Genomic DNA, 15,315 nt, shown 5'->3' on the forward strand with positions numbered 1-15,315 from the left:
CAAGCGGCGGCAGGTTGTATTCGGTCAGCCTTGCAGCAGATTGCGTGCCTGGCTGGCGATCTGCGCGAGCATCGCGGGGGCAACTGGCGTTGCCGCTTGTGCACGGGCGATCATCCGGCGGAACTGGGCAATGGCGGCTTCTTTATTGCCCGCCCAATTGGCGATCAGCGCGGCCGGATCGCCTGCATCCTTGCCGCGCTTGCGAGCAAGGCCGCGCAGGAAATCGAACCGCATCTGCTGGAAATCGCGGGCCAGGCCAGCCACCAGCAATCGCTCCCACGGGTCGGCAGGGCTCATCACCGAAGCGCGCGATTGCGCCCAGTCGATACCGATCAGCGCGCCGAGGTCGATGAAAGCCGAGGCCAGGTCCTTCGCGTCGATCCCGGTGTCGCTGGACAGGCGGGCAAGTCCGATCGCGCCATCGACGGCGAACAACCGCGCAACCATATCCGCCTGCTTTGTGCTCGCGCCCTTCTTGGTGAGGCGGGCCGCGATACTGTCGATATGCTTGCGCGCTTCGTCGCCCAGCAGGCTGTCGACATTGTCGACGAGCTCGCGAACCATGTCGCCTATTTCGGCACGTAATGCCGATGGCGAGCTGTGCGCCCCGCCCGCTCGCAACAGGTCGGCAATATGTCCGCGCAGCGCCAGCGCCGCCTGGTCGAACAGCATCAGACGCGCGGTTTCGGGCATGGTTTCGGTGTCGAGCGAATGCCACACCTGTTCCATGTTCAGCAGCGCGCTGGCGGAAACGAAGGCCGTGCCGATGACATCCAGCCCGGCACCTTCTTCCTCTGCCAGTTCGAAGGGATGCAGCATCCCCATGCGGTTGACGATCTGGTTGGCAACGACGGTTCCGACAATTTCATTGCGCAGCCGGTGGTCGAGCAACTGCTTGGTGAACTGCTCCTGCAACTGGGGCGGGAAATCACCCAGCACCAGCGGATCGGCAGCCTCGTCGCTAGCCAGTGCGCCAGCTTCGACAGCATCCTGCAACACCAGCTTCGAATAGCTGAGCAGTACGGCGAGTTCGGGCCGGGTCAGGCCGGCACCGTCGCCAGCACGCCGGGCGAGCGCTTCGGAATCGCCCAGCCCTTCGTTGGCGCGGTCCATGCCGCCCAGTTCCTCTAGCACTTCGATCAGCCGCGCCTGCGCGCCAATCGTACGCTCACCGCCCTGCTCGGCGATGGAAAGGGCAAGCGCCTGCAGGCGGTTGTCTTCCAGCACCAGCGCGGCGACTTCCTCTGTCATGTCCTTCAGCAGCGCGTTGCGGCGCTCTTCGGACAATCGTCCAGCACGGCGTGCAGCCGTCAGCGCGATCTTGATATTGACCTCGTTGTCCGAGCAATCGACGCCTGCCGAATTGTCGATGAAGTCGGTATTCACCCGTCCGCCGCTCAGCGCATACTCGATGCGGCCGGCCTGCGTGGCGCCCAGATTGGCCCCTTCGCCGATCACCTTTGCGCGGACTTCCTCGGCATCGACGCGCAGACCATCATTGGCCGGATCGCCGACGTCGAGCTGGCTCTCGTGGCTCGCCTTGATGTAGGTGCCGATACCGCCGAACCAGATGAGGCCAACAGGAGCCTTGAGGATGTGGCTGATCAGCGTTTCGGGATCGAGCGCACCGTCTGCCAGCGCGCCTTCCGGGATTGCGAGCGCTTCGATGGCAGCCTTGGAAAGTTCGATCCGCTTGAGCGAGCGCGGATAAATGCCGCCACCCCTGGACAGCAACTTCGTATTGTATTCGGCCCAGTTGGAGCGATCCAGTTCGAACAGCCGCTTGCGCTCTTTCCAGCTTGCTGCGGCATCGGGATCGGGATCGATGAAGATGTGGCGATGGTCGAACGCGGCGACCAGCTTGATCGACTTCGACAGCAACATGCCATTGCCGAACACGTCGCCCGACATGTCACCGCACCCGACCACGGTGACGGGGTCTTTCTGGATGTCCACGCCCATTTCGAGGAAGTGGCGCTGTACGCACACCCACGCTCCGCGCGCGGTGATGCCCATGGCCTTGTGGTCATAGCCGTTCGACCCGCCGCTGGCGAAGGCGTCGCCCAGCCAGAAGTTTCGTTCGAGAGCGATGGCATTGGCCGTGTCGGAAAATGTCGCCGTGCCCTTGTCGGCGGCGACCACGAAATAGGGGTCTTCGCCGTCGTGGATCACCACGCCATCGGGATGCACCACCTTCTCGTCCACGATGTTGTCGGTGATCGAGAGCAAGGTGCGGATGAACAGCTTGTAGGCGTCCTTGCCCTCGGCAAACCACGCGTCGCGGTCGACGGCGGGGTTGGGCAGGCGCTTGGGATAGAATCCGCCTTTCGCGCCGGTCGGCACGATCACGGCGTTCTTCACCTTCTGCGCCTTCATCAGGCCGAGGACTTCGGTGCGGAAGTCGTCACGTCGGTCGGACCAGCGCAGGCCGCCGCGCGCAACCGGGCCGGCACGCAGGTGCACACCTTCGACGCGGCGCGAGTAGACGAAGATCTCACGCCACGGCACGGGCTTGGGCAGGCCGGGAACGAGCGCGGAATCGATCTTGAATGCCAGGGCATCTTCCGATGCTTCGGCAAAGGCATTGGTACGCAGGATGGCGCGGATGATTGCCCAGTAGCGGCGCAACAGGCGATCGTCGTTGATCGCGACCACTTCGGCGAGACCTTCGCGAATCTCGGCCTCGATCTTCTCTGCGGCCTTGGCACGCTCGCCCTTGAATTCAGGATCGTGCAGCGTGCGGAACAGGTCGATGAGGCCGCGTGTAACCGCGCTCGCGCCAGCCAGGGCATCGACCACGGTGTAAATGGTGAAGGCGAAGCTGGACTGGCGCAGGTAGCGGTAGAATGCGCGCAGCCAGTCAGCCTCCTGCGCGTCCAGCCCGCTCGAGATGACGAGGCGGTTGAAGACATCATCCTCCGCCCTTTCATTGAGCACGCTGCCGATCGCGGCTTCGATAACCGGCGCACGTTCGATCAGCATCATCGGATCCATCCGCGGCGGCAGGCCGAGGACAAAATCGTGGATCGTGCCGGTATCCTCGCCGCTCAGGACGCTGGGGACTTCGGACAGCACGCGGAAGCCGAAATTCTCGAGCGCAGGCACAGCATCGGATAGCGGCAGCGAGCCGTGGTGCTGGTAGACCTTGAGCCGCATCCGGTCGGCTTCGTCCTTGTCCGAATGGTACAGCCGCACATCGCGGCCCTGCCCGGTTTCCTCGGCATGGGCGGCAAGCTGGCGCAGGCGGGTGATGTCAACAGCTGCTTCGGATGCACCATAGGTCGTGCGGTAGAAGGCAGGGAAACTGCCCGAATAGCGCATGGCAAGCGCGGCAGCGCGGCTCGGCTCCTCGGTTTCGGTGAGCGCCTCTTCCACCGCATCGCCCCAGCCGCGCAGCATGATCTGCAAGGCGGTATCGATGGCTTCGTTGTCGGGCGCTGTTTCCGATTCGCGGAAGTCCATGACGTAGCGCAGCAGTGCAAGATTGCCGCCCTCGACCATCAGGCTCCAGTCCAGCGTGGTGGCGCCCGTCTGCTCCTCGAGCAACTCCTGCACCTGCAGGCGCACGGCGGTGGAGAGCATGTCACGCGGCAACCACACGAAGCCGAACAGGTGGCGGCCGAGCGGCGCGGTGACGAGCGTTGCGCGCGGGCGCGGACGATCGGCAAGGCCCATCATCGATGTCGCCACTCGGGTGATATCGTCATCCGAGAAGCTGATGATCAGATCATGCGGCAGGGCGGTTAGCGCATGGACGAGCGACTTGTAATCATGGCTTCCGGTCTCGAAATCGAGCCGGTCCATGATCGCGCCCAATTGCTGGCGCAGCACGGGAACAGAATCAGGCGGAGCGACCAGCGCGGCACTGGTCCAGATGCCGGCATGGATTGACAGCGCCTCGACGCGGCCCTTCTCCACCACCGGTGCAATGAACAGGTCGAGCGGCACACGGCGGTGCACTTTCGAAATGCGGTTGGCTTTCAGGATCAGCGGAGCACGTCCCGGCTTGCCGTTCTCGCCATCGAACCAGGCGAAGGCCTTGTCATAGGCTTCGGGCGCGAGCAGGTCGGGGGTCGAGCGACGGCAAATGCCGAGCAAGTCACTTTCCTTGCCATCGCGCGTACGCGTGACATGGCCGAGCTGGGTCATCATCCCGCCGGACAGCCAGCGGAGCAAGGCAGCGCCCTCTGCATCGGGAATCCGATCCGCATCATCGTCCATCATGGCGCGCATCTGCGACCAGTCTGCCACTGCCGCGCGCACATCGAGAATGGCGGTCTGCAAGACCTTTTCCAGCCCGCGGCGTTCCTTGGCGTCGATCCGAGCGGTCTCGATATAGACCCAGCTTTCCTTCTTCTCGCCGGTGCCATCGCCCTCGGGCACATCTTCCAGCACGCCATCCTTGCGGCGCACGGGCAGGATCGGGTGGACCAGTACGTCAATCGCCAGGCCGTGCGCGGCCATGGCCGTGCCGATCGAATCGACCAGGAAGGGCATGTCCTTGTTGATGATGGCGATGCGCATGAAGCGGCGCCCTTCGGCAGCGGACTGGATCAGGATCGAAGGCTTGCCGTCCTCGCGCTTGCGCGCGGCGCTGACAACAAAAGCGGTGGCATCATCCAGCCGCTTTCCCTCGAGCGGCGTCTCGCCGGGCAGGATCGAATCGGCAATGCGGCCACGCAGGACCTTGGCAAAGGATTTTTCCGCCTTGGTGAGGCTGGAATAGGGATCGGATGCACGCTTCTTGGTGGCCATTGCCTTCGCCTTCTCCTCCGCGCTGCCCATTCCGGGCCATGCGCCTCGACTCCAAACTCCCAGCGAGTGGTCCTAGCGGAAGTTCCCGCGCGCCTCTATCGCTGCATGGAAAGCATTGCACTTAAAATGTTTCATCGGAAACTACATTTCCACCACACTATCCACCGTGCGCAACAGCAGGTCGATGTCGCCCTCGCGGCTCAACCGGTGATCACCGCCCTTGACCAGCGTCACCTGCACATCCTCGCTCTCCAGCGCGGCGGCGAGGCGCAGGGACGTATCAGGCGGGACGTCGCTATCTTCCTGCCCATGCAGCAGGCGTACCGGACAATGAAGATCAATCGCGCCGCCCAGCAATTTGCGTGTTTCTGCATCCTGCCAGAACTTGGCGTGAGTCGGCATCGGATCATATCCGTAATCGCTATCTTCGTAGATCGTTTCGCCGTTTCGCAACCCGGCCTTCTGGTTCTCGTCAAAGCCCCAATCCGAGAAGTCTGGAGCGGCGGCAATACCGACAAGGCCTGCCAACCGCTGGCCCAGTTCCAGGCCGACGAGCAGCATCAGCCAGCCGCCCATCGATGAACCGGCCACGACCACCCGCTCGCTGCTGACCTGAGCAGCGATCAGCGCCAGCACCTCGTCCCGCCAGATGCCGAGCGTGCCATCGGCAAAGTTTCCGTCGCTCTCGCCGCAGCCCGAATAATCGAGCAGCAGGCACTCGCGCCCCCGAGCGATGCAATGATCGAAGACCGCCGTCGCCTTGCCGCCCGCCATGTCGGACATGTAGCCGGGCAGGAACACGACTGCTGGGCCGGAGCCGGGCGTGTGGCGAAAGGCGAGCTGGGTGCCGAGCGGTGATGGGTGAGTCTGCGTGGTCGTCATGAACAGCGTGTTAGAAGTGCGCGCCCATGTGCGGCAAGCTGCAATCCCCCTTGGCGCGCTCGTCCGGAGGCACTAGGTGGCAATCCATGACCGAATTGCTCAAGATCAGCCTGCCCGATGGATCGTCCCGCGAAATGGAACCGGGCAGCACACCCGGCGATGTTGCCGCCGCCATCGGTCCCGGGCTTGCCAAGGCCGCCATCGCCGCGCGCGTGAACGGCGAAGTGCGCGATATCAATCGCCCGTTCGATGGCGATGCCGAGCTTGAACTCATCACCAGCCGCGACGAGGACGATGCGCTCGAACTGGCGCGGCACGACTTTGCCCACGTCCTTGCCGAGGCCGTGCAGGCGCTGTGGCCGGGCACGCAGATCACCTTCGGACCGGCGACCGACGATGGCTTTTATTACGATGTGAAAGCGCCCGACACGCGCGAGCCGTTCAGCATGGACGACCTCCCCGCGATCGAGGAGAAAATGCGCGAGATCATCAAGGCCGACAAGCCCCTGGTGCGCGAAGCGTGGAGCCGCGAGCAGCTGATCGAGAAATGGGAAGCCGAAGGTGAAACCTTCAAGGCCGAATGGGCCAGGGAATTGCCCGAGGACGAGGAACTGACCGTCTACTGGTCGGGCGAACCGGGATCGGACGGCGCATGGCTCGACATGTGCCGCGGCCCGCATTTGCCGAGCACGGGCAAGCTCGATCCGCAGGCGTTCAAGCTGATGCGGGTGGCAGGCGCCTATTGGCGCGGCGACCAGAACAATGCGCAGCTCACGCGCATTTATGGCACCGGCTGGCTCAACAAGAAGCAATTGAACGCGCATCTCATGCGGCTGGAAGAAGCGGCCAAGCGCGACCACCGCAAGCTGGGCCGCGAGATGGACCTGTTCCATTTGCAGGAAGAAGCGCACGGCTCCGTCTTCTGGCATCCCAAGGGCTACCGCATCTGGCGCGAGCTGGAAGCCTATATGCGCCGCAAGATGGATGGCGCTGGCTACCGCGAGATCAAGACGCCGCAATTGATGGATGTTCGCCAATGGACCCAGTCGGGCCACTGGGGTAAATATGCCGAGAACATGTTCGCCGTGCCCGACATCGTGCCCGAGGTCGATGCCGAGAGCGGCGATGCCTCGCCCGCCGTGGCGCAGGATTCAGACTGGATGGCGATCAAGCCGATGAACTGTCCGGCCCACGTACTAGTCTTCAAGCAGGGCATCACCAGCTATCGCGACCTGCCGATCCGGCTGGGCGAGATGGGTTGCTGCCACCGTAACGAGCCGCATGGCGCGCTCCACGGACTGATGCGCGTGCGCCAGTTCACGCAGGACGATGCGCATATTTTCTGCACCGAGGATCAGGTGGTCGAGGAAGTGCGCGCCTTCTGCAAGTTGGCCGACGCGGTCTACAAGGATTTTGGTTTCACCTACCACGTCAAGCTCGCGCTGCGCCCCGACCAGCGGTTCGGTTCGGACGAAGACTGGGACAAGGCCGAGCAGGAATTGCGCGATGCTGTGGCCGAAGCGGGCATGGATAACGAGGAATACGGCTGGGAAGAATTGCCCGGCGAAGGCGCTTTCTACGCCCCCAAGCTCGAATGGCACCTGACCGATGCGATTGGCCGCACCTGGCAGGTTGGCACGATCCAGGGCGACCGCGTGCTGCCCGAACGGCTCGATGCGACGTATATTGGCGAGGATGGCGACAAGCACCGCCCGGTCATGCTGCACCGCGCGATCTTCGGGTCGTACGAGCGCTTTATCGGCATATTGATCGAGCATTTTGCCGGTCGCCTGCCCGTGTGGCTCGCCCCGATACAGGCTGTTGTCGCGCCGATCGTTTCGGATTGCGATGAATATGCCAACGAAGTCGCCGCGAAGCTCGAGGCGGCGGGCATCCGGGTCGAGACCGACCTGCGCAACGAGAAGATCAATTACAAGGTGCGCGAACATTCGCTCGCCAAGGTCCCGCACCTGCTGGTCGTCGGCAAGCGCGAGGCGGAGGAAGGCACGGTCGCCATGCGTACGCTCGGCGAGAAGGAGCAGCAATTCCTTCCGCTCGACGAGGCCGTGGCCTTCCTGACCGACGCGGCCACGCCGCCCGACCTCAAAGCCTGACGGCGGGCCGGGACGGTGGACCTTTTGTCCGCCTATTCGGGCGTGCAACTTGCCGCGGCGCTTTTCGCGGCGCTCGGTTCGGCCTTCGTGCGCGGACTGACCGGATTCGGCATGGCAATCCTGCTGGTGCCGATCCTCGCATTGGCGCTGACGCCGCTCGACGCGGTGTTGCTGGCCAATTTCCTCTCGGTCTTCATCGGCCTGTCCGAGATCGTGCGGCTGGTGCGCGGTGCCGAGCGTTCGGCATGGGTCATTGCGGGGATCGTCCTGCTGGTCGCGCCGCTGGGCTTCCTCGCCCTGTCGGTGACTACGCCGGCCATCGCTCGCCTGGTCATCGCGCTAATCGCGTTTTCGGCCTTTCTCGCCGTTCTCTTGCCGCGCCGTCCGGCGACAACGCCAGGAGCCTTGACCACGGGGAGCGTGGGTTTGGTAAGCGGCTTGATGACCGGCTATGCGGGTATGCCCGGCCCGCCGGTCGTGCCCTATTACGTTGGCCGCGATATCCCGCGCGAGACGGCCAAGGCTTCGATGATGCTGATCTTCACCATCGCGCCGCTGGCAGGGCTTGCCTCGGGTGCGGTGCTCGAAGTGCTCGATTGGCAGGTCGCCATTCTTGCGGCGCTGCTGTTCCCTGCCGTCCTGCTCGGCAACTGGCTGGGCAACAAGGCCTCGGGCCGTGTATCCGACCCGGCCTGGCGCACCATTGTTGGCCTGATCCTCGCCGGCGCTGCCATTGCTGCATTCGTGAAGCTGGTCTGAGCGATGTTCGGCTTTGCGCCTGAAGCCGTGCTGGTCGCGCTGCTTGCCGCGACTGCTGCGGGGTTCGTGCGTGGCCTTGCCGGGTTCGGCCTTTCGGTCGTGCTGGTGCCGGTCCTGCAACTCGCCATTGCGCCAACCGCGGCGGTGCTGATCGGCCTTGTCCTGCTATTCCTCATCGGCCTAACCGATCTGGGCCGCATTCGCCGCGATGCCGAGCGGTCTGCCGTACCTATTACCCTTGTCGCTTTGGCATCCATGCCGCTTGGCCTGTGGGCACTCGTCTCGCTGAGTATCGATTGGGCGCGCGTGCTGATCGCGCTGGTGTCGCTCGGTGCATTCGTGCTGGTCGTAGTGCCGCTGGGCAGAGTGGCGATGCCGCGCAAGCCTGCCATCGCGCTGTCGGGTTTCTTCACCGGGTTCTTCGGCGGGTTTGCCGGGATGCCGGGGCCGGGAATGGCGCCCTTTTACTTGCGCGGACGGCTGGAGCCAAAAGTGGCACGCGCTTCGATGATGGCGATCTTCCTGGTTGTGACGCCCATTTCAGCCGCCGTTTTCCTCTGGCGCGATGTTGGCGGGCTGGAAGAGCTCGAACTGGCGATGCTGCTGTTTCCTGCCGTGCTGGTGGGCGACTGGTTCGGCCACCGGGCCTTCGGGAAGGTATCGAAAACGCAGTGGCAGGTCGCGACGGCGCTGGTCCTTGGCGGGGCGGCTATCGCGGCTTTCTGGAAGCTGGTCGCCTAGACCGGAAGAAACTGGCCCGCTGCAATGAGAGCAATTCCGCAGGAAGATACAACCGCAATGCGCACGGTTTCGCGCAATTGGGGGGCGATTGTCCTGGAGAGGGCAAGCTGGGAAAGGGCTATTGCACGGGCCATGCCCGGAGTATCCGCCCAAATCCCTAACGAAAGGTTAAACAGGGCGCGGCACGTGGCAGCTGGCGCAGTGGAAGCTGCCGCCGCCGGTCAGGACCGCGTCGGCCCGCAGGCCCACGGCTTCGCGATCGGGGAATAGCGCACCGACCGCGGCAACCGCGTCCGCATCATGCGGCGATCCATAGGTAGGCACCACCACCACATCGTTGCAGATCGCAAAATTCATGTAGCTGGCGGGCTCGGCATCATCGCTTGGCCCGACAAGGCCGGGGGACGGCACATTGCGCACCTCCAGCCCGAAGTCGCGTGAACGCTGCCGCGCATCCTCGTAGACATTGGCATTGGGATCGTCTGCTCCGCTTGCGACAGGTATCGCGATGGTGCCGGGTGCCACCATGCGCGCCAAATTGTCGACATGGCCATCGGTGTGATCTCCCGACAGCCCGTCTCCAAGCCACAAGATCCGGTCGAAGCCGAGATCGCGCTGCAGGTTAGCGGCAATTTCCTCTTGGCCGAGCGCAGGGTTGCGATTGGGGTTGAGCAGGCATTGTTCGGTCGTGACAACCAGTCCGGTGCCGTCGCTCTCGATCGCGCCGCCCTCGAGAATCCAGTCAGCGCGCCTGTAATCCATTCCGCCACTCACCGCGAGCGAGGGTCCGGTTTCCTGGTCGCCTTCCATCAGGTACTTCCCGCCCCAGCCGTTGAAGCCGAAGCCCTGTGCACGGCGTGCGCCGTCAGGGCCAAGCAGCGTCAGCGGTCCGGTATCGCGCAGCCAGATGTCGCCGTAGGGGTGCTGCTCTATCGTCACCGCGCCCGACACCAGCGCCCGCGCCGCCTCTTCCGCAGCGTTGTCGCGCACGACCAAGCGCACCTGCTGGCCGGTTTCGGCAACGACATTGGCAAAAGTCGCCATCTGCCTTTGCGCGAGGGCGAGGTCGTCTTCCCACAAATCGGCATGGGCGGGAAAGCCGATCCAGATCCAGTCCTGCCTTGCCCATTCGCCGGGCATGAAAAACGCCATCGCGTCAGCAGCCCGCATTGGCATCGGATGCACAGCTCTGGTCGCGGATAGCGCGGAATTCGTCGCCCTCGTTCCAGTTCGGCCATTCGCCGGTGTCGCCCAGTGCGCGGGCAAGACGGAAGTAGAGATCGAGGTCCTGCATCACGCCGGCCCAGTCCCAGTCTTCCGAATATTCGTCACTCGCCGCGTGATAGTGGTTAGTGTTGTAATCCTGGTAGCCTGCTTCACCCGCCTCGGCGCCGCCCTCGGTCAGTGTCTGGCCCGACTTGATGTAGAACATCGGCACGCCGCGCTTGGCGAGGCTGAAATGGTCGGAGCGATAATAGCGGCCCGCCTGCGGTGCGGCATCGGGCGTTGCGGTGCGGCCCTGCAATGCGAGGACATCGGCGAGGTAGCTGTCGAGCTCGCTCTTGCCGCCGCCGATCACGGTCACGTCCTGCGCTTCGCCCAAGACATAGAGCGCGTCGATATTCACCCCGGCCACGGTTCGGTCGAGCGGGAAAACAGGGTTGGCGCCGTAGTATTCCGAGCCGAGCAAGCCCGATTCCTCTGCCGTCACCGCGAGGAAGACCTGCGTGCGCGCTGTAGGGCCGGCTTCGGCATGGGCCTGCGCGAGCGCAACCAGCGCAGCGGTGCCGGTCGCGTTATCGACCGCGCCATTGCAGATCTGGTCCTCGTCCTCCGGCGCGCCGCAGCGGCCCAAATGGTCCCAATGCGCGGTGTGCAGGATGTATTGCGTCGGACGCTGGTTGCCCGGCAGCATCCCGATCACATTGCTCGAAGTGAAGCGACGGATGGCATTGTCGAAACCGGTCGACATGGTCACGCCAAGCGGCACAGCCTCGAAATCGGGTTGGCGGGCCGCAAGGATCATCTCGTCCATATCCATGCCGGCTTCGCGGAAAATCTTGCGCGCTGCTTCCAACTGGACCCAGCCGTTCATGGCGGTGTTGTTCATCCCGCCATCGCCGGTGTCGGCATAGGCCTGCGCGCCTGTCCAGCCACCCTCGACAACGGTCCAGCCGTAGCTCGCGGCAAAGTCTTCGTGAATCACGATAGCCGCGTCAGCACCCTGCCTCGCCGCTTCCTCGAACTTGTAGCGCCAGCGTCCGTAATAGGTCATCGCGCGGCCGTTGAACGGGCCTTCGAGCCCTTCCTCCATATAGTCCGGATCGTTGACGAGGATGAGCGCGGTCTTGCCCTCCATGTCGAGGCCTTCGTAATCGTTCCAGCCGCGTTCGGGGGCGTTTACGCCGTAACCCACGAAAACGATTTCGCTGTCCGCGATCTCGGTGCGGTCAACCTGCGGGTAAGACACGCCAACCCATTCGCTGCCATGTTCAAGCGCGAGATCGCCCACGGTGAGCGGCGCGAAATTGCTGCTGGTGATCTCTACCAGCGGCACTTCCTGCACCCAGCTTCCCTGATTGCCCGGCTGCAGGCCTGCGGCCTGGAACTGTTCGATCAGGTAAGCGACCGTTCGTTCACCGCCCGGAGTTCCGGGCTCGCGGCCCTCAAATGCATCGGAAGAAAGCGTGCGCGTTACTTCCTGCATGGTTTCAAGCGAGATCTGCGGTTCGAGCTCGCGCGGCTCGGTGGTGCAGGCGGCAAGAGCGAAGAGCGCGACGGGGGCGATAAAGCGAAGCATAAGAGCCTCTCCAAAAGGCGAAATGTGTTGCGAACCATGTGGCACCGCGCGCGGTTTGATACAAGCGCACTTGCGGGGGGCGCGGTGCGCAGGCAGGGATGCCGGTGATGGCAAATGATTGGCAATCGGCACTGGAGCGCGCCCGGGCGCATTCTCCCTTCCTGCGCCTTGCGCTGGACCGCCGGCCCGAGATTGCCGACACGCTCGCTTCGGGACGCGGCGATGATGCGCTGGCGGCGGCACTGGCAAGCGGAAACGGGATCGAGGACACGGGGCTGGCTTTGAGGCGTGAGCGGTTGTCGCTTGCTGCGGTACTGGCGGTAGGCGATCTGTCGGGTGCGTTTCCACTCAGCCAGGTGATGCAAGAACTCAGCGCCTTTGCGGACCGCGCGCTTGATGCGGCTATGCTCGCCGCCGTGCGCCGCCGCGTACCCGATGGCGACACGAGCGGCTTTTTCGGTTTGGCGCTGGGCAAGCAAGGTGCGCGCGAGCTCAACTACTCCTCCGACATCGATCCGATCCTGCTGTTTGATCCCGCCCGCATCGCCCGGCGCGAGCGCGATGAACCGGGCGAGGCTGCCCAGCGCTATGCCCGCAATGTCGTGGAGATGCTTTCGAAGGCAACGGGCGAAGGATATGTCCTGCGCGTCGACCTGCGGCTGCGTCCGGCGAGCGAGGTCAGCCCGCTGGCGGTGCCCGTCGGCGGCGCGATCTCGCATTACGAAAGCTCTGCGCTGGCGTGGGAACGCGCTGCCTATATCCGCGCCCGCGCAGCGGCGGGCGATATCGCGGCGGGTGATGCTTTCCTCGACGATATCCGCCCCTTCGTCTGGCGCAGAAGCCTCGATTTCACCGCCATCGAGGAAATTCGTCGACTGACGGCGCGCATCCGTTCGGCTTACAAGGGACCTTTGGAGCCGGGGCCGGGGTTCGACGTGAAGAAGGGCCGCGGCGGTATTCGTGAGATCGAATTCTACGCTCAGACGCACCAGCTGATCTACGGCGGCCGCAATCCGGCCCTCCGTTGTAAGGGCACGCGAGAGGCGCTCGATGCCCTGGCCGCAGCAGAAGTGATCGGGGCGGAGGACGCCCGCGTGTTGGGTGAAAGCTACGACCGGTTGCGGGTGATCGAGCACCGCCTGCAAATGGTCGACGATCGCCAGACCCACCAATTGCCAGCGAGCGAGGCGGCAATTGACAATGTCGCGAAGCTCGATGGCCTTGCCGATGGCACGGCGCTGATTGCCGAATTGCGCGAAGTTTGCGGCGCGGTCGCAGCGCGGTATGACGATTTGCTGGGCGAAGATGACAGCACCACGGTGCAGGTCGACGTGCCGGAGGAATTCCGCGACCGGTTCGACGGGCGCGTGGAGCAATGGCGCGGAACGATCCGGGCGCTGCGTTCCACCGAAGCGCGCAAGGCCTTCGATGCCATCCGGCCCGACCTGCTGCAGGCACTTTCCAATGCCTCCGATCCTGATCGCGCACTGGCGCGGTGGGAGACATTCCTTTCCCGCCTGCCCACCGCCATCAACCTGTTCCGCCTGTTCGAGGAACGGCCCGGCCTGCTGGAACGGGTGCTGCGCGTGCTGACGCTGGCGCAGCCGCTGGCAGATGAACTGGCGCGCAAGCCTGAACTGCTTGATTCGCTGATCGACACCTCGGCGCACGACCTTCCTCCGGGCATTCCCGAATTGATCGCGCGCATGGCGCAAAGCGAGGATGCCGATTACGAAACGCAGCTCGACCGGTTGCGTCAGGTGGTCGGTGACGAACGCTTCTCGCTCGGCGTGCAACTGATCGAATGCCGTCAGGACCCGCTCGATATTGCCGAAGGATTGTGCCGGATTGCCGAAGCCGCAGTTGCGACGGGGGCTGGGATCGCGACGCGCGAATTCCGCCAGAAACACGGGCAGATCGGGAACGCGGAACTCGTCGTGCTTGGTCTTGGGCGGCTGGGTGGCGGTGCGCTGACCCACGCATCCGACCTCGATATCGTCTATCTGTTCACCGGGGGCGTCGGAGGCGAATCCGATGGCCCGCGACCGCTATCCTCCTCGCTGTATTTTAACCGGCTGGCGACCCGCGTCTCGGCTGCGCTGAGCGTGCCAACCGCCGAGGGCGCGCTTTACGAGATAGACACGCGGCTGCGTCCGCAGGGCAAGCAGGGTCCGCTGGCAGTGAGTTTCGACGCGTTCGAACGATACCAGCAGGAGGACGCATGGACGTGGGAGCATATGGCGCTCGCCCGCGCGCGGCCGCTGTTCGGTTCGGTGCAGGCCAAGACGCGGCTGTCCGAGATCGTTCGCGGCGTGCTGTGCCAAGAGCGCGATCCTGCCAAGCTACGCGAAGATGTCCTGAAAATGCGCGCCGATGTGCTCAATGCCAAGCCTCCCAAGGGGCCGCTCGATGTCAAGCTGCTGCGCGGCGGGCTGGTCGATTCCGAATTCCTGATCCACTATCTGCAATTGCGCGAAGGCATCGCGCTAGACCCGGCGCTGGAAAAGGCGATCGCGCAGCTCGCCGAGGCCGGACTGCTACCTCCCGAACATGCCGGTAGGCACCTGGCGCTCACGCGGTTCCTGGTTGCAGAGCGGCTGTTCGCGCCCGATGGCAGCGAGCCTTCCGAAGCGGCCTGCGATGTGCTGGCGAAAGCATGCGGTCACTCCAGCTATCTGGAGCTGTTGCAATCGATGGTCGATGCAAGGCAGGGGATAGCCGAGCAATGGCAGCGCCATTTCGACCAGACACTGGAGATAGAGTGATGAGTGCAGACACGAGCCCGCGTCCCGACGTCGGAGACACCATGCCCGATGTGGCGATGGAGGCGCCCGATGGGGCCAGCGTCAAACCCTCCGATTTTGCCGGAAAGCCGCTGGTGATGTTCTTCTACCCGAAGGATGATACACCCGGCTGCACAACCGAGAACAAGGACTTCACCGCGCTCAAGGGCGACTTCGATGCCGCCGGCGTGGCACTGCTCGGCGTAAGCAAGGATCCGCCGGCGAAACACGCAAAGTTCATTGCCAAGCACGATCTCGCTGCCCCGCTGGCATCCGACAAACCCGCCGATTCCGGCGAGGACGGGATTGCCGACGCGCTCGGCATCTGGGTCGAGAAGAACATGTATGGACGCAAGTATATGGGTATGGAGCGCACCACCTATCTGGTCGATGCGAAGGGCAAGATCGCGCAGGTCTGGCGCAAGGTGAAGGTCAAGGGCCATGCCGAGGACGTGCTGGCCGCGGCCAAGGCGCTCTGAAA

The 15,315-nt window shown here is 64.0% G+C and carries 9 protein-coding genes; 5 read left to right on the forward strand and 4 right to left on the reverse strand.

Annotated features, from left to right (window positions below; genetic code table 11):
- Nucleotides 1–24 precede the first annotated feature (24 nt).
- On the reverse strand, nucleotides 25–4,755 hold the full coding sequence (locus tag AAC850_RS08705; protein ID WP_340588322.1) for an NAD-glutamate dehydrogenase: 4,731 nt from the start codon (nucleotides 4,753–4,755) through the stop codon (nucleotides 25–27).
- Nucleotides 4,756–4,896: 141 nt separating this feature from the next.
- Nucleotides 4,897–5,637 (reverse strand): alpha/beta hydrolase, encoded by a 741-nt coding sequence (locus AAC850_RS08710; protein WP_340588323.1) that lies wholly within the window; start codon nucleotides 5,635–5,637, stop codon nucleotides 4,897–4,899.
- Between the two features lie 86 nt (nucleotides 5,638–5,723).
- Between AAC850_RS08710 and thrS the strand changes: the two genes are divergently transcribed.
- Genes thrS through AAC850_RS08725 form a run of 3 tightly spaced genes read left to right on the forward strand, consistent with a single transcriptional unit; the run spans nucleotide 5,724 to nucleotide 9,251 of the window.
- Nucleotides 5,724–7,751 carry a threonine--tRNA ligase gene (gene thrS, locus AAC850_RS08715; protein ID WP_340588324.1) on the forward strand — a complete coding sequence of 676 codons (2,028 nt, stop codon included), beginning with the start codon at nucleotides 5,724–5,726 and terminating at the stop codon, nucleotides 7,749–7,751.
- 15 nt (nucleotides 7,752–7,766) lie between these two features.
- Entirely contained in the window at nucleotides 7,767–8,510 is a 744-nt protein-coding gene (locus AAC850_RS08720; protein WP_340588325.1) for a TSUP family transporter, read from the forward strand.
- Between the two features lie 3 nt (nucleotides 8,511–8,513).
- A complete protein-coding gene (locus AAC850_RS08725) occupies nucleotides 8,514–9,251 on the forward strand; it encodes a sulfite exporter TauE/SafE family protein (protein WP_340588326.1) in 738 nt (245 codons plus the stop codon).
- A gap of 168 nt (nucleotides 9,252–9,419) precedes the next feature.
- Here AAC850_RS08725 and AAC850_RS08730 read toward each other — a convergent pair whose 3' ends face one another.
- Entirely contained in the window at nucleotides 9,420–10,427 is a 1,008-nt protein-coding gene (locus AAC850_RS08730; RefSeq protein ID WP_340588327.1) for an agmatine deiminase family protein, read from the reverse strand.
- Nucleotides 10,408–12,051, reverse strand: coding sequence for a M28 family metallopeptidase (locus AAC850_RS08735; protein ID WP_340588328.1), 1,644 nt, complete (start codon nucleotides 12,049–12,051; stop codon nucleotides 10,408–10,410). Before AAC850_RS08735 ends, AAC850_RS08730 begins: the two co-directional genes overlap by 20 nt.
- Before the next feature lie 107 nt (nucleotides 12,052–12,158).
- Here AAC850_RS08735 and glnE point away from each other — a divergent pair, with 107 nt between their 5' ends.
- Both glnE and AAC850_RS08745 read left to right on the forward strand, forming a co-directional pair.
- A complete protein-coding gene (glnE, locus tag AAC850_RS08740; protein ID WP_340588329.1) occupies nucleotides 12,159–14,816 on the forward strand; it encodes a bifunctional [glutamate--ammonia ligase]-adenylyl-L-tyrosine phosphorylase/[glutamate--ammonia-ligase] adenylyltransferase in 2,658 nt (885 codons plus the stop codon).
- Nucleotides 14,816–15,313 carry a peroxiredoxin gene (locus tag AAC850_RS08745; RefSeq protein WP_340588330.1) on the forward strand — a complete coding sequence of 166 codons (498 nt, stop codon included), beginning with the start codon at nucleotides 14,816–14,818 and terminating at the stop codon, nucleotides 15,311–15,313. The genes glnE and AAC850_RS08745 overlap by 1 nt, the downstream gene beginning before the upstream one ends.
- The last annotated feature ends 2 nt before the right edge of the window (nucleotides 15,314–15,315 follow it).

The organism is Erythrobacter alti, from assembly GCF_037996805.1.
GTDB classification, from domain to species: Bacteria; Pseudomonadota; Alphaproteobacteria; order Sphingomonadales; family Sphingomonadaceae; genus Alteraurantiacibacter; species Alteraurantiacibacter alti.